The following is a 26,152-nucleotide window of genomic DNA, read 5'->3' as shown; positions in this document are numbered from 1 at the left end:
GCTGCCGCCGATCTGCAGCGTGCAGCCGTGCCGTCGGTACAGCTCGACGAAGTCGTAGGACTGGAGCAGCACGTAGCTGAACTCGGTGTAGCTCATCCCCTCGCCGGCGAGCCGGGACTTCACCGTCTCGCGCGCGAGCATCTGGTTGACGCTGAAGTGCTTGCCGACGTCGCGCAGGTACTCGACGATGCTCAGCTGCGAGATCCAGTCGTGGTTGTTCGCCATCACCGCGGTGTTCGGCTCGCCGCCCTCGAAGTCAAGGAACGCGGAGAGTTGGCCGCGGATCCGGTCGGTCCAGCCCGCGACGGTGGTGACCTCGTTCATCGCGCGCTCGGCCGACGGCTTGGGGTCGCCGATCAGGCCGGTGGCGCCGCCGACCAGGGCGATCGGGCGGTGGCCGAAGAGCTGGAGCCGGCGCAGCGTGAGCACCTGGGTGAGGTGGCCGACGTGCAGGCTGGCCGCGGTGGGGTCGAACCCGCAATACGCCGTGACGGGACCGTCCGCGAACGCCTTCTTGAGCGCGTCCTCGTCGGTGGTCTGGGCCAGCAGGCCCCGCCACCGCAGCTCGTCGACGATGTCCGTCACAGTGCCTGGTCTCCTCGGTAGGTGGACTCGGTGGGTGGAGTGGTGCGGGTCGATGGCGCGGATCGGCGGTACGACCGTGGTGCAAGGGTGCCCGACGCGCCGCCCTCGACGCTAACCGCTTTGCACCGCGTCGCCGGCGGCGGGTGGCTCGGCCGGCTTCGTGGTGCGCTTGCGGGGCTGGTGGGCCCGGTAGGGGCTGACCGTCGGATCGCCGGCGATGTGGAAGCGCCAGGGCTGGGTCGCTCCGCCGCCGCCGACGCCGGTGCGCGGGCCGGTGCGGATCGCGGTGCGCGGGGGCGGGGTGCCGTACAGGACGCGGACCGGGCCGGCCGGGTCGCAGACGTCGATGCCGTCCTGGGCGCGGTCGAAGGCCAGCGCCGTGGCGAGGCGGGCCGGGCCGCTGGCGAGGTCGGTGTCCTTGCGGGTGGTCGGGCGGCGGGCGCGGGCCAGTGCGAGGCCGGTGGTGATCTCGCCGCCGCGCAGCAGTACCCCGGAGGCGCGGTCGGGCGGGCCGCAGACCAGGTTCGCGCAGTAGTGCATGCCGTAGGTGAAGTACACGTACAGGTGTCCGGGCGGGCCGAACATCGTCGCGTTGCGGGCGGTTCGGCCGCGGAAGGCGTGGGAGCCGGGGTCGTTGGCGCCGTCGTACGCCTCGACCTCGGTCAGCCGCACCTCGACCGGGCCCGCCTCGGTCTCGTGGACCACGGTGCGGCCGAGCAGGTCGGCGGCGACGGCGAGTACCGGGCGGTCGAAGAACGAGCGCGGCAGCGGAGCGGTGGGGCCCGCGGCGGCGGTGGAAGCACGCATGGGGAGCCAGCTTACGGCCGGTCGTGCGTGATGGAATGGCCCGGCGTAACGATTCCGCACGGCGGAGGTCGGGCGGGAAGGGGAGGAGACCTCATGGTTTTCAAGAAGCTGATGGCGAGCATGGGCGCCGGCGGTGCCTCGGTGGAGACCGAGCTGCACGCGGCCGAGACCACGCCCGGCGGTGTGGTCGAGGGTCGGATCCGGATCCAAGGCGGCAAGGTCGACCAGGAGATCGAGGGACTGTTCGTCGGCTTCCAGGCCGTGGTCGAGGTGGAGACGCAGGACGGCGAGCAGCGGCGCAACGTGGAGTTCGGTCGGCAGCAGGTCGGTGGCGCGTTCACGCTGCGCGAGGGCGCCACGCACGACCTGGACTTCCGGTTGCCGGTGCCGTGGGAGGCGCCGCTGACCACGTTTCGGGGCGTGCCTCTGCGCGGCACCACGGTCGGCGTGCGTACCGAGTTGGCCATCGACCGCGCGATCGACAAGGGCGACCTGGATCCGGTCGCGGTCGGCGCGTTTCCGGCGCAGGCGTTGATCCTGGACGCGTTCGGAGATCTGGGCTTCCACTTCCGGGCCGCCGACCTCGAACTGGGGCACATCCGGGGCACGGATCAGCGGCTGCCGTTCTATCAGGAGATCGAGTTCACCCCGCCGCAGGCGTACGCGCGCGGGATCAACGAGGTGGAGCTGACCTTCGTGTCCAATGAGCACCGGACCGAAGTGATCCTGGAGATCGACAAGAAGGGCGGCGCGCTCTCCGGTGGGAGCGATGCGATCCGGCGCTTCACCGTCGAGCACGCGGGCGCGCATCAAACCGATTGGAACGCCTACCTGCACGGCTGGTTCCAGGAACTGGGGCAGCGTCGGGGCTGGTTCTAGGCGTCGCGGGGTCGGGCGGCTCCGGGTTCCGGGGCGGTCCGGGTCAGGCGTCCAGGAGGGCGTGTACCCGGGCCGCCCAGTCCGTCTCGAACTCCGCTCGGGCCAGGCCGGTGGCCCGCTCGAGTGCGGCGTCCACGGCCGCGGGAGCCGGGTCGGCGTATACGGCGGTGACGAAGCCGTACACGGCCTGGGTGCCGCCGATTTCCTCGATCCGGCGGATGGCCAGGTGCGCCAGCTCGTACGCGGCGGCGTTGCCGACGGTGTCGGCCTGGTACAGCTCGTTGTCCGTGGGCAGCCTGCCGGTGAAGCGGTTGCCGGCGATGTAGGTCCTGGCCTCGTACAGCTCGTCGGTGCCGAGCAGGGTGTGTCCGCGCAGGGACAGCCAGTCGGCGAAACCCTCGACCACCCAGACGGGTTGGTCCTGGTTCGGTACCTCGTTGCGCAGCGGGGTGACCAGCGCGTGGGCCATCTCGTGCCGCAGCAGTTCGCCGAGTCGGCGCGGGTTGGGCGAGGTGAACCAGCCCGAGGTGGTGTCCAGGACTATCCGCGAGCCGCCGAAGTGGCCCTTGCCGTCCGGTCCGATGGTGCGCAGGGCGTAGGTGAGGCCGGATTCCTCGCCGTGGTCGCCGGTGCGGCCGCCGTAGAGCCGATAGAACGTGTCGCGGTCGGCGACCGGGACGATCACGAACCCGGGGGCGGTACCGGGCGGCCCGCCGTCGGCCCACGTGTCGATGTCGGCGCGCGCCGCCGCTTCGGCGGCGTCGGCGAGGCGGTCGGCGCCCCGGGCGGTGGCCGGGTCGGCGAGGACGACCACGTGCTCGCGGCGGACCACGGTCAGGTCGGCGTGGTCCCAGGGGGCGGGATAGTCGCGGGCGTAGGCGTAGCCGGCTCCGTCGTAGGGGGTGCCGTCCACGCCGGTGATCCGCAGCGGCGCGCCGGGGGCCTCCCGGACGACGGTCCAGCGGTAGCCCTCGCCGACGGTGGCGGTGTCGGCGCGGGAGATGCGGTGGTCGAAGGAGACGTCCACGTAGGCGGTGATCCGGTCGTCGGTCGCGGGCATGGTCTGCACGGTCTCGACGCGGTAGCCGATCCGGTCGAAGGACACCCGGGCCAGGTTGCGGAAGAGGCGTTGTTGGCCGCCGACCAGGTCGGGGACGTCCGGGTCGAGGTCGACGGTGAACGCGGCTTCGTCCTGGGCCAGGATCGCCGCGGTGCGCCGGTCCGCGATGGCCTGGATGTCCGCCGTGGCGATGGTCGGCCCGTGCGCGGGGGCCATCGGCGTGGCGGTGCCGGGACGGGGGGCGCCGAGCGCGCCGTCGGCGGCGTGGGGCTTGGCGCTGCCCGGTCCGCTGAGGGTGACGCCGAAGGCGATCAGCGCGGCGAGGGCCAGCGCGAGCGCGAGCAGGGGGGCGGCGAGGCGACGGGCGGCGGAGCGAGGACGGGCGGACGCCGGGGGCCCGGGGAGGAGCAGATCGGAGGCCGGGGATTCGCCCGCAGTGGACGTGGCGGAGCCCGACACGGGGCCGTCGGGCGCGGCATCGGGAAGCGCGGCGGCGGGAGATACGGCGGGCGAGGATGCCTCGCGCGGGGCCCCGGTGCTCGATATTCGGCTGCCGGGTACCGCAGCGAAGTTGGAACCCGCGCCGTCCCCCGCCGTGACACCGTCCGCGGACACAAGGCCGTCGACGAAATCGCCCGCACTCGGACGCCCCCCGGCCGATGCGGCACCCGGAATCGGCTCGGCACTCGGGGTCCGCTCGCCCCCGCAGCCGGCACGGCACCCGGAATCGACTCGGCCCCCGCACCCGGCACAGCACCCCCGGCCGGCACGGCACCCGAAATCGGCTCGGCACTCGGGGTCCGCTCGGCACCCGCACCCGGCACGGCACCCGGGATCGACTCGGCACCCGCAGGCGGTTCGGCACCCGGGGTCGGCTCGGCACCCGCGGTCGGCACGGCATCCAGGGACGGCTCGGCACTCGGGGTCGGCTCGGCACCCTCAACCAGCCCGGCGCCTCCGGCCGGCACGGCACCCGGGATCGGCTCGGCACTCGGGGTCCGCTCGGCACCCGCTGCCGGCACGGTACCCGCAACTTGCCCGGCGCCCCCGGCCGGCTCGGCACCCGAGATCGACTCGGCACTCGGGGTCCGCTCGGCACCCGCAGGCGGCACGGCATCCAGGGACGGCTCGGCACTCGGGGTCCGCTCGCCCCCCGCAGGCGGTTCGGCGCCCGGGGTCGATTCGGCGCCCGCGACCAGCCCCGCGCCCCCGGCCGGCTCGGCACCCGCGACCGGCCCCGCGCCCCCGGCCGGCCCGGCACCCGCGACCGGGTCCGCGCCGGTGGGCGGGTTGGTGGGTGTGGTGGATGAGGCGTCATTCGTGGCGTTGCCGGATTCGTGCGTCGGCTCGGTCACGCCGGATGCCTCCCCCCTCTTGGCCCCCTGTTGGCGCGAGGATACCTACGCGATCTTCGCCGGTTTCGCGGACGGTGAGAATAGGCTCGTCCGAACGAGGCGTTCGGCAGCCGGCCGGGCGCCGGTGCCCACGATTCGGAGTCTCGCGTGTCCGAGCCCACCAAGCCGCCGTTGCCGTACGAGTACCTGCCCGCGAAGCCCACCTTCACGCTCACGAGTGCGGATCTGACGGACGGCGGGGTTCTGCCGACCGCACAGGTCAGCGGCGTCATGGGCGCGGGCGGCGATGACCTCTCGCCGCAGTTGTCCTGGTCCGGCTTCCCGGCCGGCACCAAGAGCTTCGCCGTGACCTGCTTCGATCCGGACGCGCCCACCCACAGCGGCTTCTGGCACTGGGTCGTGGTCGACGTCCCGGCGACGGTGACCGAACTGGCGGGCGGCGCGGGCGCGAGTGACGGCAAGGCGCTGCCGGCCGGCGCGTTCCACGTGCGCAACGACACCGGCGGTCCGGGCTACGTGGGCGCGGCGCCGCCGGAGGGCCACTACCCGCACCGGTACGTCTTCACGGTGCACGCGCTGGACGTGGCCGAGCTCGGCGTGGACGAGACGGCGACGCCGGCGTTCGTGGGCTTCAACCTGTTCGCGCACACCCTCGCGCGCGCCGTGCTGGTGTCCACGTACGCCCGCTGAGCCGCGTGCGACCGCGGAAAAGCGGAATCTCGTCCGGTAATTGCGTTGTCCCGATGATCGCCCGAACGGCACAGTGGTCGAGTTGTCCGTACTGACGGTTCGTCGAGTCGAAGGGTGCGCATGAGCGTCGCGGCACCGCCCCAAAGCTGAGCGCGTGATCGCGCCCGGTCGGTTCGGTGCGCGTTCGAATGTGCTCGCTCGTCCCCTCGTCGACCAGGTGAGGGGAGGTCGCATGCGGGAGACGTTGGTGCTGAACGCGACGTATCAGCCGCTGGCGACGGTGTCGTTCAAGCGCGCGCTCGTGTTGGTGTTGCAGGAGAAGGCGGTCGTCGAGCATGTCGATCCCGGCCGGGTGGTACGGGCCGCGACTGTGGAGATCCCGCTGCCCCGGGTGATCAGGTTGCTCAAGTTCGTCCGGGTGCCGTTCCGACAACAGGCCGCGTGGTCGCGGCGGGGTGTGCTGCTCCGGGACAACCGGCGCTGCGCGTACTGCGGTGGGCGCGCGACCACGGTCGACCACGTACTGCCGCGTTCTCGTGGTGGGGCCGACTCGTGGCTGAATACCGTCGCCGCGTGCGGGAGCGACAACCAGCGCAAGGCGGCGCGGACGCCGGCGGAGGCCGGGATGCGGCTGTTGTTCCAGCCGTACGAGCCGTCGGCGACCCGGGCCCTGGTGCTCGCGTTCGGCGTGGCGAGCGTCGAGGGCGCCCAGTGGTTGGCCGAGCCGGTGCGGTCGCCGGCGCTGGCGATGGGGGCCTGAGCGGGCGCGCGGGTCGGGACGAGGTGTGCGGAAGCCGTCGGGGTGGGTTCCCCCGGCGGCTTCCGGCGTTCGGGCCCGGCTCGCGCCGCGGCCCCGTCAGACGGTCTTGCGGACCCAGGCAGCCCAGTCGGCGCGAAGGCGGTCCGGGGATGAGCCGAAGCTCGCGGTCAGTGCCTCGTCGATGTCGGCGTGGCGGCCGGTCAGGGTGTCGGTGAGGAAGGCGCAGACGCGCTCCGCGCCGTACGTCCGGGCCAGGTATCGCACCATCAGGTGGGCCAGGTTGTAGGCGTTTTCGACCCGGTCCTCGTCGGCGGTGTCGAAGTCCTCGTCGGCGGGCAGCGCGCCGGTGAATCGGCCCCGGTCGATCATCGTGCGGATGTTCGTGGTGACCTCGCGTGCGAGCGGCCGGTCGGCCTCGGCCTGCCAGTCGGCGAAGCCCTCGGCCAGCCAGGTGGGCATGGTGGTGGCGACGCCCGGCCGGGCCAGCGGGGCGATCAGGGCGTGGGTCATCTCGTGCCGCAGCAGGATCGGCGCGAACGCCGCGTCGCCGGCGAGTTGTTCGTCGTCCACGACCATGCGGACCCCGCCGACGTATCGATCGGTGCCGGGCATGGACAGCGCGTAGCCCGCCGCCCAGTCGCGGATCTCGCTGCTGCTGTACAGCTTGCCGAAGGAGGTTCGGGACGAGGTCAGCACGAGGGCGAAGCCGGGCGAGGTGCCGGCGCCGCCCTTCCAGGCGCCGAGCGTGTACACGGCGGCCTGCTCGGCCAGGTCCGCGTTTCGGCGCAGTGCGCTCGCGTTCTGCTTCGGGCCCATCACCACGACGTGTGGGCGGCGTTCGACCTGGAGGTCCCACAGGTCCCAGGCGGCCGGGTAGCCGGCGAATCCGCCCTTGGCGTCCGCGTCGGCGGCGCCGTCCAGGTCGATCAGCGTGCAGCGGTCGGTGGGGTCGGCGCAGCGGGCCTTCCAGGTGTAGGTCTCCGGGACGCGGCCCACGTCGACGCCGGTGATCGTGTGCTCGAAGGCCACGTTGACGCTGACCGTCACCGGCCAGGCGGCGGATGTACCGGCCCGGCTCGGGGCGGAGCCGTCTGCGGTGACCACCTTCTTGTCACCGCCGCGGGCGACCCAGCGGGCCGCGTCGAACGGGATCTTGCGCAGGTTGCCGAAGAGCCGCCGCTGGCCGTCGACGAGGGGCCGGTCCTGCTGGTCGACGGAGGCGAGGAAGGCCGTCTCGTCGCCCTGTTCGAAGGCGGCCGTGCGCATGTCGGCGAGTGCCTGGACGCGGAAGTACACGCGTGTGTCGATCCGGTCCGAGGGCCAGGTGCCCTCCTCCGGCGGGGCGCCGGGGCCGCGCGCGGATTCGGCGGCCGGGGCGCGCGCCGGGGGCGGGGCGTGGGTCGCGTCCTCGGCGTCGAGCAGGCGATCCGCGCTGTCCAGGCCCACGGGCCGGCCGGTGACCGATGTCGTACCGATCAGGAAGGCCGCCGAGATCAGCGCGCCGAGCAGGGCGACGCAGATCGCCCACGGTCGGGAGCGGCGGGGTTCGACGGCGTTCGGCCACAGGCCGTGGGGGGCTTGGAGGGCCTGGGAGGCCTGGGAGGCCTGGGCGTCTTGAGGGTCCCGGGGGTGCACGTCAGTTGCCCACCTTGGCCTTGACGTATTTGGCCCAGTTGCTCTCGAAGGTGTCCCGGTCCAGACCGGTGGCCTGCTTGAGCGCGGCGTCGATCGCGGCCGGGGTCGGATCCTTGTACACCGCGACGACGAACTCGTCGGCCTTGGCGACGCCGTACTTCTCCGCGATGTAGCGGATCGTCAGCATGCTGTAGTGGTAGCTGACCGTCGAGGTCTTGGCGTCGGGCGAGTTGACGTCGGCGTCGGTGGGCAGTTTGCCGGTGAACTTGCCCGCGCGGACCTGCTCGCGCGCGGTGGGCTGGAACCATTCGGACAGCGAGAGGTCGGTCCAGGCGAGGTACTCGGCGAAGCCCTCCGAGACCCACAGCGGCGGCCCTTCGCCGCCGCGCTCGAACTCGGCGACCATCGCGTGGCCGAGTTCGTGCCGGATCAGGTGCGTCTGCTGCTCGCCGTCGTTCTTGGCGAACATCTCGTCCGAGCCGTCCAGGGTGATCCGACTGCCGGCCATCGGTTGGTCGCGGCCCATCGTGGGGCGCGCGGGCGGCATGGTGCGGCACACGCCCGTGACGTTGGGCAGGTCGTTGCCGGACAGCGCGCGGATGAAGGTCTCGTGGTCGGGCGTGACGTAGATGACGTAGCGCTGTGGCGTGATCGCCGGACCCTTCCAGACCGCCAGGTTCTTCTTCAGCGCGCTCTCGGCCCGGTCGGCCCAGGCGGCGGCCTTGGCCTTGTTCTTGGCCGGAACGGCGAGCAGGACGTGCGGGCGTTCGAGCACCGCGAGTTCGTCCTCGTCCCAGGGGGCGGGGAAGGCGTTGCCGCCGCCGCGGGTCGAGCCGCCGGCGATCTTGGTGATCAGCAGCGGGGCGCCGACGGACGCGCGCGAGACGGTCCAGGTGTAGCGCTCGGCGATCGGCTCGCTGTCGACGCCGGTGATCTGGTGGGCGAAGACGACGTTCACGTCGCGGGTGAGCGGGCCGGCGTCGTTCGCGGGCTCGACGGTCGCGGTGGACGGCCGGAACTCGACGCTGGTGAACGGGAACAGCCGCAGATTCGCGAACAACCGGCGCTGGGCGGTGGCGAGTTCGGTGGCGGCCGGGTCGATTCCGGCGACGAAGCCGTCCACGTTCCCCGACTTCAGGGCCTGGGTACGGCTGTCCGTCAGGCCCGCCAGGTCGGCGGCGGCGATCCGGGTGACCTGGGGCTTGTCCCCGGCCTTGGCCGCGCCGCCGACGGTCTCCTCCTCGGCCAACGGCGCGGCGGTCGGGGTGGTGGTGGGGTCGAACACGCCGCCGACGGCGAGGGAGGCGAGCAGGGCGAGGATCGCGAGCACTCCACCGGCCGCGGCCAGGAGGTGCCGGCGAGCGTTGCGCCGCTGCTGGTCGGGGCCGGGAAGGAAGGGGAGGGGCCCATACGGGCCGATGGGCGCCGGGAAAGGAGGCGCCTCGGGGGTGGGCGACATCGCTCCCGAGTCGTCGCCGGTGACGGCGGCACCGGGGTCGAGGGGCGGGGAGCCGGCGGCTATCGCACCGCCGCCGGCAGGCCCGGGCGCGGTCGCCGGCGGCGGATCGAAGGAGGCCACGGGCACCGGGTGCGTACGCTCCGCGCCACCGGGCCCCGACACCACGTCTTCGGCCGGCCGCCCGGCCACCTCCTCGACGACCGCGGATGCGCCTGCGGGCAGGCGGTCGCCGGCGGGTATGCGCGCAAACGCGTCGACGGACGCGGCCGCCGTCGCGGCGGGTGCGGGTGCGGGTGCGCCCGCAGGCGCGGAGGCGGTCGTGGCCGGATCCCGGTCCGGCGAAGCGACAGACACCGGAGACGCACCAAGCGCACCGTCCGGCGCCGAAGCCGCACTCCCGAGCACCCGTTCGATGGTCGCCTCCCCGACGGACGCAAGCGCAGACGCGGATGCGGTCGCCGGCACGGTCTCCGGTGCGCCCGCAGACTCCTCGTCGGGCACGGTGAGGGGCACCGGCGGCATACCGGCCGCGCCGGCGGGCCCTGGAGCCGCGATGCCGGGCGCCCGATCGGTTGCCCCCGCGACGGGCGCGGGCGCGGGCGCGCCGGCGGCTGCGCCCGCAGGCTCGGAGGCGGTCGTTGGCCCGTCGGGCGAAGTGACGGGCACCGCAGGCGTGCCGGACGCGCCGGCGAGCACCGAAGTCACGATTTCGGGCGCCCGCTCGGCTGCCTCCGCGACAGGCCCGGGCACGGGCGCGCCGGCAGTTGCGCCCGCAGGCGCGGAGGCGGTCGGGGCCGGGTCAGGCGAAGTGACGGGCACCGGCGGCGTACCGGCCACGCCGGCGGGCGCTGGAGCCGCAATTGCGGGCGCCCGCTCGGTTGCCTCCGCGACAGGCGCGGGCGCGCCGGCAGTTGCGGACGCCGACGCGGCGACTGCGCCCGCAGGCGCGGAGGCGGTCGGGGCCGGGCCGGGCGAAGTGACGGGCACCGGCGGCGTACCGGACACCCCGGCGGACGCTGGAGCCGCAATTGCGGGCGCCCGCTCGGCTGCCTCCGCGACAGGCCCGGGCGCGGGCGCGCCGGCAGTTGCGCCCGCAGGCGCGGCGACTGCGCCCGCAGGCGCGAACGCGGTCGTTGCCCGGTCGGGCGAAGTGACGGGCACGGCAGGCGTACCGGCCGCGCCGTCGACTACCGAAGCCGCGATGCCAGGCGTCCGCTCGGTTGCCTCCGCGACCGGCGCGGGCGCGGGTGCGGTTGTCGGTGGGGGCTCCGGTGTGCCCGTGGGTGTGGGTGTCGGTGGGTGGGGAGGGTTGGGTGGGTGCTCCTCCGTCGGGCCGCCCGGGTTTTCCTGTGCGTCCTCGTTGCTGCCCATGTCCCACCCCGTGGACGGCTGTTCGTGGTCTGCTGTGGTGCCGCTCGGCGGGTGTGGCACGCCGTCGGCGATGTTGGGCATGTCGGACATGCCAGTCCTCCCCTGGACCGCCGGTCCGGTGATTCCGCCCCCGGCCCCGGAATCGGCGATCCGATCATGTGTTCGCCGAGGTTATCCACGTCCCCGGACAGCCTCGGCAGTGGGGCCCGGGTGCGGTCACGCGCGGTAGCCGCCGCCGGTCAACCGCCGATCTCGGCCCGTACGTAGTCCGCCCATCCGGCCTCGAACGCCTCGCGGTCCAGCCCGCTCGCCGCCTTGATCGCGGCGTCGAGCGAGGCGGGGTCCGCGTACATCGCGACCACGAACTCGTCCGCCTTGGCCGCGCCGTACTTCTCGGCGAGGTAACGGATCGTCAGCATGCTGATGTGGAAGGCCGCTCCGGCGGCCTGATCACCCTTGGCCTTCGGCAGCAGGTCGGTGTCGACGGGGAGTTTGCCGCCGAACCGCCCGGCCCGCAGCTCGGCCCGGGCCGCGTCCCGGTAGCTGTTGTCACCGGCGAGGTAGTACGCGAAGCCCTCGGAGACCCAGCGGGATCGGCCGCCGCCGCCGATCAAAGACGATCGTGCGAACTGCGCCACCATGGCCTCGGCCAGCTCCCGACGGATCAGGCCGATGCCGGTGTCCGGGTTCGTCGAGGACGCGAACGCGGTGTCGGTGCCGTCGAAGGTGACCCGGGCGCCGACGGGCGGCATGCTGCCGCCGCCGGGCCGCGCGGGCGTGACGAGTTCGCAGGAGCCCGTCAGGGCGCCGAGCACGCCGCGCACCGTCTCCCGCTTCGTCGGGACGAAGACCGCGAAGCGCCGAGGGGTGATCGCCGGCCCGTGCCACGCCTCCGCGTTGCGCTTCGCGGCGAGTTCGGCGCGATCGGCCCACGCCGCGGCCCGGGCCCGGTCCGTCGCGGCGACCGCGAGCAGGATGTGTTCGCGTTCGACCACGGCGAGTTCGTCGCCGTCCCACGCCGCCGGATACCGGACCGGCCGGGTCGGATGCGACGTCGGGTTGCTCCCGACGATCTTGGTGATCCGCACCGGCGCGTCGATCGAGGCCCGGCTCAGCGTCCAGGTGTAGGCCTCGGCGACCGGCTCGCTGTCGATTCCCTCGAGTTGGTGGGAGAACACGATCACTATGTCGTACGAGTACGCGCCCGCATCCTCCGCCCGCACCACGTCCAGGCCCGTCGGCGGCAGGAACTCGGCCCTGGCGAAGGGGAACAGCCGCAGGTTGGCGAGCAATCGGCGCTGCGCGGCCAGGAGTTCCGCGTCCGCCGGGTCGATCCCGGTCACGAACGCGGTCGCGTCGCCGTCCCGGAGCGCCCTGGTGCGGGCGTCGGTGAGGGCCTTGACGTCGGCGTGCGTGATGCGGGTGACGGTGGCGGGCGGTTCCGGCGTTCCGGAGGTCGCGGGCGGCGGGGCGCCGTCGGCGGGGCGTTCCCGCGCGGTCGGGACCGTGGAGTCGCCGTCGCCGTCGAAGGCGCCGCCGATCGTCAGGGCGCCGGCCACGAGCGCTGCCGTAACGATTCCGCCGACCACCAGGAGCGGGGTGCGGCGACGCCGGCGCACGGCCTCGGTGGGCGCAGCGTCGGCGGTGGGGGTGTCGGACACGCGGTCCCTCTCGTGCATCACCCGTCCGAAGGCCGCCCGCATCGGCCCGCGTCGGACCGGCTCGATTCGGCTCGATTCGACTCGGGGATTCGATCATGTGTGCGTGCCGAGGTTATCCACCCTCCCCCGCTTCGTCGAGGCGTATACGCTCGGCGCCGACGGCTCGTCAGGAGCCGGTGCCCGCCTCCACCGTGCCGGGATCGGCACCGGCCGCCGAGGGCAACGCGGCCAGGTCGAGGAGCAGCCACGAATCGGCGACCCGGTAGCCGGGGACGTCGTAGGACGCCATCGGATCGGCGGCCAGACCCTCGACGCGCGTCACCGACCCGTCGGGATGGGCCAGTTCCTCGGTGTACCGGAAGTGCAGGTGGCCGTGCGCGGCGACGGCGGGCCGGTAGGCGTCCACCAGGCGCTGGATCCGGGCCTGGTTCGGCAGGCAGCGCGGTTCGCTCTTGCGGTTGAACTCGGGCGTGGCCCGCAGCGGTTTGTCGTGGGTGAGCAGGACGCCCACCGGCGAGGGGTCGGCCAGGATCGTGTCCACATCGGCGTCCGTGCCCTCCTCCTCCGGGAACCACAGGCTGCCGGCGTAGGTCGGCACCGCGGCGGGCGGGCGACCGGCGCCGACCCGAAAGCCCTCCTTGCGCAGCGCCTTCTCGTAGCGCCGCTGCTCCTCGGCCAGTCGCCGCTCCCGATCCAGCGACAACGCGCCGCCGAAGGCGAGGAAGTTCGTCCCCCGCCAGGACCACCGGTGCCCGCGCGGGGCGTAGCGCACCCGGGGGCGCACGATCACGAAACCCTGCTCGTCCCGGTGGTCGCCGTAGGACTCCATCAGCAGCGAGGACTTGTCGTGGTTTCCGTCCAGGAAGTACACGTCGACGCCACGCGAGCGGGCCGAACGATTGACCGCGTCCAGATACCGGACGCCGGACGGCTCGTGTTCCCAGTAGCCGAAGTCGCCGAGCTGGAAGACCACATCCACGTCGAGCTCGGCGGCGACATCGAGCACACGACGTACGTGTCCCGTGTTCCCGTGCGTGTCCCCGGCCAACAAAACCCGCATCACAGCCCCCCGACCTCTCCGCCCCACCGACCCCAAGCCCATCATCCGCGATCGCCCGAGGTCCCGTCCGGGGTATTTCCCCACGACCGGGAGAGGGCGCGGCGGTTCCTCGCGGGGCGCTCAGGCGCCCGGAGGAACGAACGGCAGCGCCGGGGTGGGGCCTCGGGTGATCAGGTGGTCGACCGCGGCGTTGTCGAGGTGGTCGGCGATCAGGTCGCCCAGGGCGTCCAGGCGCGATTGGCGGGCGGCTTCGAAGGAGGTGTTCGGGGAGACGGTGAAGCGGCGGCCGGAGTACGCGGCGGTTCGGGACAGGAACGTGCGGCGGAAGGCGTCGTTCTCCAGTGCGCCGTGCCACAACGTGCCGGTGATCGCGCCGACCCGGCAGCCGTCCAGGGCGCCGCCGTCGGCGTCGGTGAACAGCGGCTCGCCCGCCTCGACGTCGACCACGCCGTGGTGGATCTCGTACGCGGTCACCGGCGACCCGTCGGCGTAACCGCGCGGCCGGGCCAGGGTCTTGTCGGCGGCGAAGCGTACCCGCACCGGCAGCAGGCCCAGGCCCGACACCGTCCCCGCGCGGCTCTCCACGTCGTCGTCGATCTCGCGCCCGAGCATCTGGTAGCCGCCGCAGATGCCCAGGATCGGCCGCCCCTCGGCGGCCCGCCGGGCCAGCGCGGTGTCCAGGCCGCGTTCGCGCAGCCAGCAGAGGTCGGCGACGGTCGCCCGGGTGCCGGGCAGTACCACCAGGTCGGCGTCGGCGATCTCGCCAGGCGTGCTCACGAAGCGCACCACCACGCCGGGCTCGACGGAAAGCGCGTCGATGTCGGTGAAGTTGCTGATCCGAGGCAGTCGCACCACCGCGACGCGCAGGACGTCCGCGCCGAGCGGTGGTTCGGCCGTACCCCGGTCGGCGTCCAGGGCGAGCGAGTCCTCGACGTCGAGCCACAGGCCGCCGAGGAAGGGCAGGACGCCCATGACCGGACGTCCGGTGAGTTCGCGCATCCGGGTCAGCGCCGGATCCAACAGGCGTGCGTCGCCGCGAAACTTGTTGATCACGAACCCGCAGACCAGTTCCTGGTCTTCGCGGGAGAGCAGGGCGAGGGTGCCGAAGAAGGACGCGAAGATCCCGCCGCGATCGATGTCGCCGACCACGAGGACCGGCAGCCTGGCGGCCCGGGCCAGCCCCATGTTGGTGATGTCGCGATCGCGCAGGTTGATCTCGGTCGGACTGCCCGCGCCCTCGCACACCACGACGTCGTAGCGCGCCCGCAGATCGGCCAGCGACTCCAGTACCGCCTCGAACAGACGCGGCTTCAGATCACGGTAGTTCAGCGCCCCGACCTCGGCGATCGGCTTGCCGAGGAGCACCACCTGACTGCTCATCAGGCCACCGGGCTTGAGCAGTACCGGATTCATCACCGCCTCCGGCTCGATCCGCGCCGCCGCCGCCTGCATCGCCTGGGCGCGGCCGATCTCCGCCCCGTCGGCGGTGACCATCGAGTTGAGCGACATGTTCTGCGCCTTGAACGGCGCGACCTTGACCCCCTCGCGGGCCAGCCGCCGACACAGCCCGGCCACCACGACGCTCTTCCCGGCATCGGAGGTGGTCCCGGCCACCAAAAGCGCACCGTTCACCGCTCCACCTCCCGAACTCGAAGCCCACAAAGCCCAGTCGACCCACGCTCACAAACGCGCACGCTCATCGGACCGCCTTGCCGATGCGGCGCGCCGCGCGGGCGGCGACGGCCCCGCGGGCTGCCACCGCGCCCACGGCCAGGGCGGCGGCGGCCAGCCCGACCGTCGCCGAGAGGCGGTTGGCGCGCGCTATGTCGGCGGGGGCGGGGGGCGGGCCGTCGCCGAGCCGGGGCCGGTCCTCGGTACGGCCGGCATAGACGTTCCGGCCGCCGAGCGTGACGTCCAGCGCGCCGGCGGCGGACGCCTCGCAGCGGCCCGCGTTGGGGCTGGGGTGGCTGCCCCCGTCCCGCCGCAACACGGCCCACGTCCGGCCGCGATCACCACCGACCACGGGGGCCGCCGCGACGGTGAGCAGCCCGGTGAGTCGCGCGGCCGGCCAATTGGCGACGTCGTCCAGGCGGGCCGAGGCCCAGCCGAAGTTCTCGTGGCGCGGCGTGTGGTGGCCGACCATCGCGTCCAGGGTGTTGATCGCGCGGTAGCCGAGCAGCCCGGGGATGCCCGCGACCGCGCCCCAGAACAACGGCGCCACCACCGCGTCGGACGTGTTCTCCGCCACCGACTCGACCACGGCCCGGGCGATGCCCTTGTCGTCCAGCCGGCTCGGGTCGCGCCCCACCAGACGCGGCAGCGCCTCCCTGGCGGCGGCGAGGTCCCCGGCCACCAGCGGCGCGGCGATCGCGCGGGCCTCGCGACGCAGCGTGGTGCCGCCGAGCACGGCCCACGTGCAGCCGGCGGTGGCCAGGACGGCGGCGGCGGGCCGACCCGCGACGACCCGACGCACCCCGAGCGCGAGCGCCGTGGTGCCCCCGACGCACAGAGCGCTGTACGCGACACCGCGCGCCCGACCGTCCCCGTACACGGCCCGCTCCGCGCGTCCGGCAAGAGTCCCGAAGCCGGCCACGGGATGACCGCGCCTCGGATCCCCCAACGCGGAGTCGAGTACAACACCCAGGGCCAAGCCGAGGGCGGTGTGGGTCGGACGCACGATCGCGGGCATCCGCGCATCGTTTCACGGGCCTTCACCACCACACGCGGTGGCCCGCGAAACGGCGGCCGGGAGCCGGGAGCGGAACCGACGGCGGGCCGGAGCACGCCGGCGGCACGTGGCCCGGAGCGACCCCCCGCCCGCACCCTCACGTGTCGAAGCGGTCGCGGGCGTTCTCGATGTGGGTCAGGTATCGGTGGGTCCAGCCGCACATGGCGTCGACCGTGGCGCGCAGGCCTCGGCCCGGCTCGGTGAGGGTGTACTCGACGCGTGGCGGCACGGTCGGGTACACCTTCCGGTCGAGCAGGCCGTTGCGCTCCAGCATGCGCAGGTTCTGGGTGAGCATCTTGTGGCTGATGCCCTCGACCTCCGCCCGCAACTCGCCGAAGCGCAGGGTGCGGTCCCCCAGCGCCTCGATGATCAGCAGCGCCCACTTGTTGGCGACGTCGGAGAAGATCTCGCGCGCCAGGGAGTCCGCGCGCCGCAGATCGGCGTCCTCGGGTAGGCCCGCGAGTTGCTGCTTGGTCACCATGAGGTTCCCCAGTCACCGAAAAGTGCGTTCTTCCAGGTCAGCGCTCACTCTCCTACAGTTCCCGAGTAACCACAAGAGAGCAAAGCGAAGGGTCGACGACGCATCATGACCACCCCCATCAACGCCCGGACCGGAACCCGTACCGATACCCGCGCCGACGTCTTCAACCATGACATCCCCGCCGAAAGCGACTTCGGCTACTCCCAGGCGATCAGGTCCGGCGCGTTGATCCACGTCTCCGGGCAACTCTCGTTCGACGACGCGGGTGAGTTCCGGCACGCGGACGACTTCGCGGCTCAGCTCGAGCAGGTGCATCGGAATCTGGACAAGGTCCTGGCGTACTTCGGCATCACCCGGAACCAGGTGGTCTCGCAGACCGTCTACGTGGTCGACCTGCGACGGCACGCCGCGGCGCTGGCGGAGGGCAACGTCGCCTACTTCGGCGACCATCGCCCCGCCAGTACGGTCGTCGGCGTCACCGAGCTGACGCTGCCCGGCCAAGTCGTCGAGATCGCCTTCGTCATCGACACGAACCTGCCGGCCTGACGGGGCCCGCCTCTCCTACAGCAGGAGGCGGATCACCGCGATCAGGCCGACCGCCACGATCACCGCTCGCAGGGCCGTCGGCGGCAGCTTGCGACCGACCTTCGCGCCGATCTGGCCGCCGATCACCGATCCCAGGGCGATCAGCAGGACCACCCACCACGCGACGTCCGCGACGACCATGAACAGGATGGCCGCGACGCCGTTGACGACGGCGGCGAGTACGTTCTTGACCGCGTTCATCCGCTGGAGGTTCTCGGCGATGAACACGCCGAACAGGGCGAGCAGCAGCACCCCCTGGGCGGCGCCGAAGTAGCCGCCGTAGATGCCGGTGCCGAAGACGGCCACCCACAGCAGCGCGCCGCCGTGCCGCGGCCCCTCCTCGGGTGTGCCGTTTCCGGCGCGGCGCGCGGCGAGGCCTCGGGCCAGGCGGGGTTGCAGGACCACGAGCACCAGGGCGACCACGATCAGGACCGGGACGATGGCCTTGAACGCCCCCGCCGGCAGCGTGAGCAGCAGGATCGCGCCGGTGATGCCGCCGAGCAGGGAGGCCAGGCCCAGGCGGAGCAGGCGCGGGCGTTGGCCGGCGAGTTCGCGGCGGTAGCCGATGGCGCCGCTGATCGAGCCGGGGACCAGGCCGATGGTGTTCGACACGTTCGCGGTCACCGGCGAGTAGCCGAAGCCGAGCAGCACGGGGAAGGTGATCAGGGTGCCGGATCCGACCACCGCGTTGATCCCGCCGGCCGCGATGCCCGCGGCGAAGATCGCCAGTGCTTCCCACCAGCTCATGCCCATCGTGCCCATCCGCTTCGCCGCGATGACCGTGGCGCCGGGAGGACTGTGCCGCCCCCCGTGGCCGTGACGCGACGATCATCGCAGCAGGCGGTGCGGCCTCAGCGCGGTGGGCGGTGGCCACGCTCGATGTGCGGCGGCTCCACGTCGCCGGCGGGCGCGCCGCCACGACGCGGCGGGTCGATCGGCGGGGCCGGGACGGTCGGCGGGTCGGCGGGCGGGCGCGGCGCCGACGAGGCTCCGTTGCCGGCCGGCTGCTTGCGTGCCGGGGCGGGCGGGCCGCCCGCCGACTGCGGGCCGGCGGGGGGTGCGGCCGAACCGGGCCAGGCCGGCTCCTCCTCCAGCGCCAACTGCGGCACCCGGTGCGCCGGGCCGGAACCGTTCGGGGACAGGTTGCCGACCGCGTCGCCGATGCCCTCCAGCGCGCGGGTGACCTCGCTGGGCAGGATCCACAGCTTGTTCGAGCTGCCCTCGGCGATCTTCGGCAACATCTGGAGGTATTGGTAGGCCAGCAGCTTGTTGTCGACCTCGCCCGCGTGGATCGCCTCGAAGACGGTCTCGATCGCGCGCGCCTCACCCTCGGCGCGGATCACCGCGGCCTGCCGCTCACCCTCGGCGCGCAGCACGGCGGCTTCCTTGTCACCCTCGGCGGTGAGCACCTGCGAGCGCTGATGGCCCTCGGCGGTCAGGATCGCCGCGCGCTTGTCCCGCTCGGCGCGCATCTGCTTCTCCATCGAGTCCTGGATGGAGGGCGGCGGCTCGATCGCCTTGAGCTCGACCCGGTTGACCCGGATGCCCCAGCGTCCGGTCGCCTCGTCGAGCACGCCGCGCAGGCCCGCGTTGATCTCCTCGCGCGAGGTGAGCGTCTGTTCGAGGTCCATGCCGCCGATGATGTTGCGCAGCGTGGTGATGGTCAGCTGCTCGATCGCCTGGATGTAGTTGGCGATCTCGTAGGTGGCCGCGCGCGGGTCGGTGACCTGGAAGTAGATGACGGTGTCGATCTGGACGACCAGGTTGTCCTCGGTGATCACCGGTTGCGGCGGGAACGGCACGACCTGTTCGCGCAGGTCGATCATCTGCCGGATGCGGTCGATGAACGGCACGAGGATGTTGAGTCCGGCGTGCAGAGTGCGGGTGTAGCGCCCGAAACGCTCCACGATGGCGGCGCTCGCCTGGGGGATCACCTTGACCGTCTTGACCAGGGCGACGACCACCAGCAGTACGAGTACGACCAGAACGATGACGGCGGTGGCCTTCACGATCTCTCCCGAGGTCCTGCGTGCCTGCGGCTGCCTGCGAATTTCGAGGCTGGTTCGAGCCTAGGGGTTGGCGGGCCGGCGTGGGACGTCAACACGGTCGGCGCAATCGATCGGATCGTCACATCACCACGGCGGTGGCGCCCACGATGTCCGCGACGTCCACCTGGGCACCGGGTTCGAACACGGCCGTGGTGTCCAGCGTGCGGGCCGACCAGACCTCGCCGTTGAGCTTGATCCGGCCGCCGTGCTCGTCCACTCGCTCCAGCACCACGGCGCGGGCGCCCTTGAGCGCGTCGATTCCGGTCCGGGTCCCGGGCGTGTTGTTGTGGCGCACCACGACCGGTCGCACGAACGCGAGCAGCACGATCGCGACGACCGCGAACACGACCGACTGGACCAGGAAGTTGCCACCGGCTCCGGCCGCGATGGTGGCCGCGAGCGCGGCGACCGCGAGCATGCCCATCTCCACGAAGGAGGTGAGCACGCCGAAGATGCCGAACGCCCCGACCGCGATGAGCCACCACATCCATGCGTCCACGACTTCATCGTAGATCGTGGGCGCACGGATCAGGAGGGTGTTCTCGGACCAATGATCGGCGCGGAGGAACGGCCGACGCCGCCGCGGACGAACGGCCGAGTTCCCCGCATCCGACCGCCCCCGCGCCGGGTCAGTGCGCCTCCGGGGCCTCCGGCATGGGCAACCCGCGCGCCGACCAACGCCCGTACTGCTGCTCGACGATCAGCGGCAGGCCGAAACAGTGCGACAGGTTGCGCGAGTTCAGCGTCTCCGCGATCGGACCGGCCGCCAGCACCTGCCCCTGGCGGATCATCAGAATGTGGGTGAAGCCCGGCGGGATCTCCTCGACGTGGTGGCTCACGAGGATCATCGAGGGCGCGTACGCATCGGCCGCCAACGCGCCGAGCCGACGCACCAGGTCCTCGCGTCCGCCCAAGTCGAGCCCGGCGGCCGGCTCGTCGAGCAGCAGCAGTTCGGGGTCGGTCATCAGCGCGCGGGCGATCTGTACCCGCTTGCGCTCGCCCTCGGACAGGGTGCCGAACGTGCGGTCCACGTATTCGGCCATGCCGAGCTGGTCGAGCAGCCGCCGGGCGCGCTGCTCGTCCTCGGCGTCGTAGCGCTCGTGCCACTTGGCGGTCATCCCGTAGGCGGCGGTCAGCACGATGTCCAGCACCCGCTCGCGCCGCGGCAGCTTGTCGGTCAGCGCGGCGGACGCCATGCCCACGCGCGGACGCAGCTCGAACACGTCCACCGTGCCCAGCTTCTCGCCCAGTACGGCGACCGTGCCGGAGGTGGGGAACAGGTAGGTGGACGCCAGTTGCAGCAGCGTGGTCTTGCCCGCGCCGTTGGGTCCGACGACGATCCAGCGCTCGCCTTCCGCGACCGACCAGGTCACCTGGTCCACCAGAGGGCGACCGTCGCGCACCACCGATACGTCAACCAGTTCGAGAACGTCGCTCATCCCTGCCAGCTCCCCATCGTGCGCTACGCCGCCGGACGGCATCCCCTTGTGTGGGATCACCGCCTCGCTCCGTGGTCCCGCGTTGTTGCACCCGGTCCGGGAGAAACCTATGACACCGAACCGCCTCCGGTCGTGTCCGGGAGCGTTGTGAGCACCCGTGTGAGCACCCTTACGCTTGTCGGCATGCATGCCGAACCCCGCTCCGGACTTCTCGTCGCATGGGGCAATGCCCTGCTGGCCGGGCACGTCGCGCCGGACGACGCGGTGACCGAGATCCTCGGTACGGACGAGCCGCATCGGGTGACGGGCGTGCCCGGCGAGCCCGGGCCCGTCGGGCTCTCGCTCGCGCTCGGGCGGTTGCGCGCGCTGGGGGTACACGGGCTGCGGCTGGCGCTGCCGGTGGCCGGCGATCCGCTCGCGCTGCCGGGCCCGCCCGCCTTCAACGACTTCGCGCTCGACGCGGGCGAGGCGGCGATCACCGTCGGCGCGCCGGGTGCGGCCTACGGTCTGGTGCCGTCGGTGACCCGGCACGGTACGGCCGACGACGCGACGGTACGAGTGGCCTGGACCGTGTTCGAGGTGGCCGACCGGCCCGCGCCCGGCCCGTTCCTGGCCGAGGCCGAGCGCGAATTGGCCGAGGCGATGCGGGACACGATCGAGGACCTGACCCGGCTGGACGTGGCCGGCGGCGGACCGGCGGCGCAGCGCGCGCTGGCCGGGCTGTACCGCAAGGATTCGGACACCCGGATCGCGCCGGGCCATCCCGGTCGGGCCGGGCGGGTGCTGGACCAGGCGCGCCGGATCCACGCCGTGGTGCGGGTGGCGAGCGGCGAGGACGGCGGGGCGGTCAGCGCGGCGGAGATATCGGCGCGGCTGCTCGCGTTGGCCCCGCTGGAGCGGGCGTGCCGACGAGCGATGGTGGCCGCGTACAGCGCCGCGCTGGAGCCGGACCGGGCCTGAGAGTTCCGGCCGACGTCGCACCCTGTCCGGCTGATCCGCTCCTCGCGGCGCATCCTCGACCGGCGTTCGGCGCCGGACGACCACGATCGCGGCCGCCGGACGATCGTGCGGACCCGGCCGCGGTCGGAGCGCGCTACCGGCCGCGCCGACGCCGCGTCTTCGGGTCGAGTCGGCGCAGCATGAGCAGCGCGATCATCCCGTATATCGCGATCTGGCCGGTCAGGATGCCGATGTTGCGGTACCAGACGGCCGGCTCGTGCTTCCACAGCGGGTCGGGGGACTCCCCCGGTTTGAGCGGCAGTTGGGTGGCGAGGTCTATCGTGCTGCCCGACGCGGCGAAGGCCCAGCGGGCCGGGGCCAGCCAGGAGATCTGCTCGATGCCGGCCTTGCCGTTGAGCGGGAACAGGCCGCCGCACAGCACCACCTGTACGATCGCGATCACCACGAGCAGCGGCATTGCCAACTCCGCGCTGCCGATCGACGCGGAGACCACCAGCCCCACCGCCATCGCCGCGATCGCCGACAACACCACCGCGATGCCGATCTCGACGAGTGGCGGGCCGAGCACGACGCCCTTGGCGGGCAACTTCACGCCGACGAGCGCGACGGCGGTGAGCACCGCGCCCTGGATCGCCGAGATCAGGCCGAGCACCAGGATCTTCGAGCCGAGGTAGGCGGAGACCGAGAGGCCGGCGCTGCGCTCGCGGCGGTAGATCGCGCGTTCCTTGATCAACTCGTTGACCGCCGTGGCGGTGCCCATCAGGCCGCTGATCACGAACAGCACGAGCAGCTTGGTGGTCGCCTCCTGGTTCGACCCCGGCGGCGACCCCGGCGCACTGACCAGCTTGCCCGGGATGACCCGGCAGAGCATGCCCAGGAACAGCGGCGCTATCGCCAGCAGCGCCAGGTACTTGCGGTCGGAGGCGATCACCGCGAGGTAGCGCCGGGACAGTGTGGTCAGTTGGGAGAACCAGCCCTGCGGCTTGGGCGGCTTCGCCTGTGGCCGCTCGCCCTGTTCGGCGTGCGCACGGTCCCGGCCGGCCTCTATGTACTTGCCGTACAACTCCGAGCGACGGAACGGGCCCTCGTAATCGCGGTCGGGCTCGTCGTCGAACATGGTGAAGACCTCGGGCCAGTCGCCCTTGCCGAAGAACGGCAGCGCCTCGTCGGGCGGGCCGAAGAAGGCGATCCGGCCGCCGGGCGCGAGCACGAGCACGCGGTCGCAGACGTTCAGGCTGCGGGTGCTGTGGGTGACCACGATGACCGTGCGGCCGTCGTCGGCGAGTTCGCGCAGCTTCTCCATCACCGAGCGTTCCAGGCCCTCGTCCAGACCGGAGGTGGGCTCGTCGAGGAACAACACCGACGGTTTGGTGAGCAGTTCGACGGCGACGCTGACCCGCTTGCGCTGGCCGCCGGAGAGGCTGCTGACCTTGGTGTCGGCGTACGGCGAGGCGGCGCCGCGCGGCACCTTGTCCAGGCTCAGCTCGCCGATGACCTCCTCGACCCGGCGCTCGCGCTCGGCCGCCTCGGTGTCCTCGGGGAAGCGCAGTTGCGCGGCGTAGCGCAGCGCGGTGCGCGCGGTGAGCTGGGCGTGCAGGATGTCGTCCTGCGGCACCAGGCCGATGCGCTGGCGCAGTTCGGCGTTGTTCGCGTACAGGTCGCGGCCGTCGTAGAGGATCTTGCCGCTGGCCGCGCGCCGGCTGCCGGTGAGCGCGCCGAGCAGGGTGGACTTGCCCGCGCCGGAACCGCCGACGATGGCGAGCAGGTTGCGCTCGGCGAGCGGGAAGGAGACGTTGTCGAGCAGGACCCGCTTGCCGGCCTTGACGGTGAGGTTCTGCACCTCCAGGGACACCTCGCCGGTGTCGATGAACTCGCGCAGTTCCTGGCCGTCGAGGCGGAAGGTGGCGTGCCCGATGCCGACCAGGTCGGCCTCGCCGAGCAGCGCCCGCTCGATCGGTTGGCCGTTGAGGAACGTGCCGTTGTGGCTGCCCAGGTCGACGATTTCGCGCCGGCCGCCGGGTGTGGTGCGCAACTCGGCGTGGTGGCGGGAGACCATCAGGTCGGTGAGGACCAGGTCGTTGTCCAGCGCGCGGCCGATGCGCAGGGTGCGGACCGGGAGCGGGATGACCATGCTGGGCTGCCGGTCCACGCTCGGGCGCGGGTCGACGGCGGGCCCCGCGCCGATGTGCGCGCGCTCCAACGGGTTCGGCCGGTCCGGGACTCGGCGCGGCGGCTCGGGGACGGAGGGCGGCTCGGGGATCGACGGCGACTCGGGGGTGTACGGCGATTCGGCGCGGTGCGGGGGTGGTTCGGCGCGGCCGGGCGGTTCGGGGATCTGTACGTGGTCGGGTCGCGCGACGCGCGGCGGCACGACCTCGGTGACGGTCGCCTCCGGCGCGAGGCGCAGCGGGTCGCCGTCGTCCGGGTCGCCGAGCAGCACCTCGCAACCTCGGCCGACGACCACGCGGTGCACCCGATTGCCGCGCATCCACGAGCCGTTGACGCTGTTGCCGTCGACGAACTCCCAGCCGTCGGGACCGACTCGCAGGATCGCGTGGCGTCGGCTCACCCGGCGGTCGTCGAGCACGATCGCGCAGGACGGATCGCGGCCGACGACGTGTTCGCGCCCGGGATCGAGGATCACGGGCGCACCGGCGCTGGTGCCGACGGTCAGGTGCGGCACTGCCGGTCCTTCTGGCGTATAGCTGTCCCCCACCCTTCGAGAGTGTAGGGACGCGGGGGCCTCCCGGGCAGGCTTTCTCGGCCGGAAGCACCGTGAACCACTCCGAAGGGCGATTCCAACATCAACTTCGCCTTCCGCCGCTCGGCTGCGCGAGAACTCGGTCACGGCGCGTGGTCGCGGGCGCGGTCGTGAAGGCGCCGGGTGCCATGTGGGGGGAGTCCGGCGGAATCCGTTGACGTGTGACTCGGGGCGGCTCGATAGTCGAGTTTGTCCCGCTCGACCGGCGGTCGGGTCGCACGTGACAGGAGCGGTCGTGGCCTGGAACCAGCAGCAGCACAACGCACCGCCCCCGGCCCGGTCATCGGCCGGTCCCGCCCCCTGGGGCGGTCTCGCGCCCTGGCTGCACGCGTTCGGCGCGGTGCTCGCGGCGTTCGGCGCGATGGCCGCCGCCGCGTGGCTCGGGTTGTGGCTGCTCGGCGCCGACGACCTGGGCTCGGGCACGATGCCGGCGCTGGTCGCGGCGGTGGTCGCACTCGCGGTGGGTGGCACGGTCGACCTGAAGGGCACCGAGAAGAGCGGTACGGGCGACGACATTCTCAGTCGACTCACCGGTGACGTCTCGCTCGCGCAGGGCAGCGGCAAGGTCGACATCATGCTGCTCGGCATCGGTCTGATCGGCGCGCTGGTGCTCGGCTGGTTGTTCCTGCGTCCGCTGCGACACCGGCTGGTGATCGGCGCGTTGGACCTGCTCGTCCATGGCATGCGGGTGCTGGTGTTCACCATGGCCGCGCTCGGCGTGGTCGCGACGACGGGCAAACACACGCTGCCCATCGAGCAGTTCGTCTCCCGGGTCGGCGGCGCCAAGGCGCAGGGCCTGATGGACGTCTTCAGCCTGGGCGCCGCGGCCCGGTTCGAGACGGACGTGACCGGCACGCTCGCCTTCGGCGCGTTGTGGCTGTCGATCACCCTGGCCGTCGCCGTCGGGGTGTCGGCGCGCGGGCCGCTGCCGGTGAAGTGGCTGCGGCATCGGGCCGTGCTGCGTCCGCCGGTGGCCGGGGTGCTCGCGGTGCTGATCGCCGCGGTGGTCGCGGGGGTGGTGGGTACGCCGTTCGTGGCCGCCTCCGCGCCCGCGCCGAAGCGCATGATCGGCGGCATGTTCTTCGCGCTGCCCAACGCGGTCTGGCTGCTCGCCTCGCTCGGCCTGGGCATTCCGTGGAAGGCGACCACGACCGACCCCACCGGCGGCGGCTTCTCGTTCGGTCTGCCCGGGCCGCTGGGCAAGCTGGTCAAGGCCTCCGCGGGGGACGGTCTGCCGATCCGGATCGACCGGTTGGCCGAGTTGGACTCGCGGGCGTGGTTCGTACCGCTGTTCTCCGCGCTGCTCCTGCTGCTCGGCGGGACCCTGATGGCGCTGCGCGCGCCCGCGTCGGTGCGTCCGCATCAGCACGCGTGGCGGTTCGCGGTGGCACTGGCCGGCGGGCTGCTGGTGATCGCCTACCTGATGCAGCTTCAGCTCAAGGTCGCGGTGTCGGTGTTCGGCGGGGTGGTCTCCCCCGGCGCGTCGGTGTCGCTGCACGCCGACTATCTGTGGACGGTGCTGCTCGGGCTGCTGTGGGGCGCGTGTGCCGGCTTCGTCGGCGGCGCGCTCGCGGACTGGGTGCGCTATCGCAGGACGGACGCCGCACCACTCGCCGCCGGGCCGCCGCGCCCCGCCTCGGCCCGGCCGCCGGCAGCGGGCCCACCCGCGCCGCCCGGACCGCCGCCGTACTCGAACAGACCCGACCCCGCGCGCCGCCCGCCGCGCCCGCCCGATCCGCAGGGACCGGCCCGCTCGGGCCCCTGGCCTGGGTGAATCCGGCCCGCCGGGCGATTCGTCGGCTGTTCGCAGTGTGGACCGGTGCGGCGG

General features: G+C 72.8%; 20 protein-coding genes and 1 pseudogene (1 of these 21 running past the window's edge). 6 read left to right on the top strand and 15 right to left on the bottom strand.

Translation table 11 applies throughout. The annotated features are described in order from the left end of the window. Both tyrS and B4N89_RS23350 read right to left on the bottom strand, forming a co-directional pair. Positions 1–585 carry the beginning of a tyrosine--tRNA ligase gene (gene tyrS, locus B4N89_RS23355; RefSeq protein ID WP_078977770.1) on the bottom strand. Its footprint begins 693 nt before the window's first position, so 585 of the gene's 1,278 nt are visible here — the first part of the coding sequence; its start codon is at positions 583–585; the stop codon falls past the left edge of the window. A gap of 111 nt (positions 586–696) precedes the next feature. After that, positions 697–1,392 (bottom strand): DNA-3-methyladenine glycosylase, encoded by a 696-nt coding sequence (locus B4N89_RS23350; protein ID WP_078977769.1) that lies wholly within the window; start codon positions 1,390–1,392, stop codon positions 697–699. Positions 1,393–1,485: 93 nt separating this feature from the next. Here B4N89_RS23350 and B4N89_RS23345 point away from each other — a divergent pair, with 93 nt between their 5' ends. Then, on the top strand, positions 1,486–2,271 hold the full coding sequence (locus B4N89_RS23345; RefSeq protein ID WP_078977768.1) for a sporulation protein: 786 nt from the start codon (positions 1,486–1,488) through the stop codon (positions 2,269–2,271). 43 nt (positions 2,272–2,314) lie between these two features. On the opposite strand, the gene B4N89_RS23340 is transcribed toward B4N89_RS23345, so the two are convergent. Then, positions 2,315–3,790 carry a hypothetical protein gene (locus B4N89_RS23340; protein WP_101897154.1) on the bottom strand — a complete coding sequence of 492 codons (1,476 nt, stop codon included), beginning with the start codon at positions 3,788–3,790 and terminating at the stop codon, positions 2,315–2,317. A gap of 1,043 nt (positions 3,791–4,833) precedes the next feature. On the opposite strand from B4N89_RS23340, the gene B4N89_RS23330 reads away from it, so the two are divergent. Further along, complete coding sequence (locus tag B4N89_RS23330; RefSeq protein WP_078977765.1) at positions 4,834–5,376, top strand: YbhB/YbcL family Raf kinase inhibitor-like protein; 543 nt, start codon at positions 4,834–4,836, stop codon at positions 5,374–5,376. A gap of 232 nt (positions 5,377–5,608) precedes the next feature. After that, positions 5,609–6,136: an HNH endonuclease gene (locus B4N89_RS23325; protein ID WP_078977764.1), complete on the top strand. Its 528-nt coding sequence runs from the start codon at positions 5,609–5,611 to the stop codon at positions 6,134–6,136. Between the two features lie 96 nt (positions 6,137–6,232). On the opposite strand, the gene B4N89_RS23320 is transcribed toward B4N89_RS23325, so the two are convergent. The 7 genes from B4N89_RS23320 to B4N89_RS23290 all read right to left on the bottom strand — a co-directional run bounded on the left by B4N89_RS23320 (position 6,233) and on the right by B4N89_RS23290 (position 16,531). Then, a complete protein-coding gene (locus tag B4N89_RS23320) occupies positions 6,233–7,771 on the bottom strand; it encodes a peptidase MA family metallohydrolase (RefSeq protein WP_078977763.1) in 1,539 nt (512 codons plus the stop codon). A 1-nt stretch (position 7,772) separates the two neighbouring features. Beyond that, positions 7,773–9,584, bottom strand: coding sequence for a hypothetical protein (locus B4N89_RS23315; protein WP_078977762.1), 1,812 nt, complete (start codon positions 9,582–9,584; stop codon positions 7,773–7,775). A 1,256-nt stretch (positions 9,585–10,840) separates the two neighbouring features. Continuing rightward, the gene (locus B4N89_RS23310) at positions 10,841–12,262 is read right to left on the bottom strand and encodes a hypothetical protein (protein ID WP_143658059.1); all 1,422 of its coding nucleotides are present in this window, start codon (positions 12,260–12,262) and stop codon (positions 10,841–10,843) included. Positions 12,263–12,428: 166 nt separating this feature from the next. Next, complete coding sequence (locus B4N89_RS23305) at positions 12,429–13,322, bottom strand: metallophosphoesterase family protein (protein WP_161500790.1); 894 nt, start codon at positions 13,320–13,322, stop codon at positions 12,429–12,431. Between the two features lie 120 nt (positions 13,323–13,442). Beyond that, positions 13,443–14,954, bottom strand: coding sequence for a cobyric acid synthase (locus B4N89_RS23300; protein WP_078977759.1), 1,512 nt, complete (start codon positions 14,952–14,954; stop codon positions 13,443–13,445). A 64-nt stretch (positions 14,955–15,018) separates the two neighbouring features. Next, a complete protein-coding gene (locus tag B4N89_RS23295; RefSeq protein ID WP_078977758.1) occupies positions 15,019–16,011 on the bottom strand; it encodes a cobalamin biosynthesis protein in 993 nt (330 codons plus the stop codon). 136 nt (positions 16,012–16,147) lie between these two features. Beyond that, complete coding sequence (locus B4N89_RS23290) at positions 16,148–16,531, bottom strand: winged helix-turn-helix transcriptional regulator (protein WP_078977757.1); 384 nt, start codon at positions 16,529–16,531, stop codon at positions 16,148–16,150. Between the two features lie 105 nt (positions 16,532–16,636). Here B4N89_RS23290 and B4N89_RS23285 point away from each other — a divergent pair, with 105 nt between their 5' ends. After that, a complete protein-coding gene (locus B4N89_RS23285) occupies positions 16,637–17,077 on the top strand; it encodes a RidA family protein (protein ID WP_078977756.1) in 441 nt (146 codons plus the stop codon). A gap of 15 nt (positions 17,078–17,092) precedes the next feature. Here B4N89_RS23285 and B4N89_RS23280 read toward each other — a convergent pair whose 3' ends face one another. The 4 genes and pseudogenes from B4N89_RS23280 to B4N89_RS23265 form a co-directional block, all read right to left on the bottom strand. Continuing rightward, positions 17,093–17,863 (bottom strand): sulfite exporter TauE/SafE family protein, encoded by a 771-nt coding sequence (locus tag B4N89_RS23280; protein WP_078979566.1) that lies wholly within the window; start codon positions 17,861–17,863, stop codon positions 17,093–17,095. 332 nt (positions 17,864–18,195) lie between these two features. Continuing rightward, positions 18,196–19,125 (bottom strand): annotated as a pseudogene (locus B4N89_RS23275) (SPFH domain-containing protein); the annotation flags it as partial. 118 nt (positions 19,126–19,243) lie between these two features. Further along, positions 19,244–19,651, bottom strand: a complete 408-nt coding sequence (locus B4N89_RS23270; RefSeq protein ID WP_078977754.1) for an NfeD family protein — start codon at positions 19,649–19,651, stop codon at positions 19,244–19,246. 142 nt (positions 19,652–19,793) lie between these two features. Further along, positions 19,794–20,603, bottom strand: a complete 810-nt coding sequence (locus tag B4N89_RS23265) for an ABC transporter ATP-binding protein (RefSeq protein ID WP_078977753.1) — start codon at positions 20,601–20,603, stop codon at positions 19,794–19,796. Between the two features lie 183 nt (positions 20,604–20,786). Between B4N89_RS23265 and B4N89_RS23260 the strand changes: the two genes are divergently transcribed. Beyond that, complete coding sequence (locus B4N89_RS23260) at positions 20,787–21,563, top strand: hypothetical protein (protein WP_078977752.1); 777 nt, start codon at positions 20,787–20,789, stop codon at positions 21,561–21,563. A gap of 133 nt (positions 21,564–21,696) precedes the next feature. Here the strand turns inward: B4N89_RS23260 and B4N89_RS23255 are convergent, their stop codons facing one another. Next, positions 21,697–24,246 carry an FHA domain-containing protein gene (locus B4N89_RS23255; RefSeq protein ID WP_078977751.1) on the bottom strand — a complete coding sequence of 850 codons (2,550 nt, stop codon included), beginning with the start codon at positions 24,244–24,246 and terminating at the stop codon, positions 21,697–21,699. 313 nt (positions 24,247–24,559) lie between these two features. Here B4N89_RS23255 and B4N89_RS23250 point away from each other — a divergent pair, with 313 nt between their 5' ends. Continuing rightward, the gene (locus tag B4N89_RS23250) at positions 24,560–26,098 is read left to right on the top strand and encodes a streptophobe family protein (RefSeq protein WP_078977750.1); all 1,539 of its coding nucleotides are present in this window, start codon (positions 24,560–24,562) and stop codon (positions 26,096–26,098) included. Positions 26,099–26,152: the final 54 nt, after the last annotated feature.

Origin of the sequence: Embleya scabrispora (assembly GCF_002024165.1) — a bacterium.
In the GTDB taxonomy this organism is placed as follows: domain Bacteria; phylum Actinomycetota; class Actinomycetes; order Streptomycetales; family Streptomycetaceae; genus Embleya; species Embleya scabrispora_A.
Note: the sequence above shows the minus strand (reverse complement) of the source record. Positions and strands in the feature narration are given on the sequence as shown.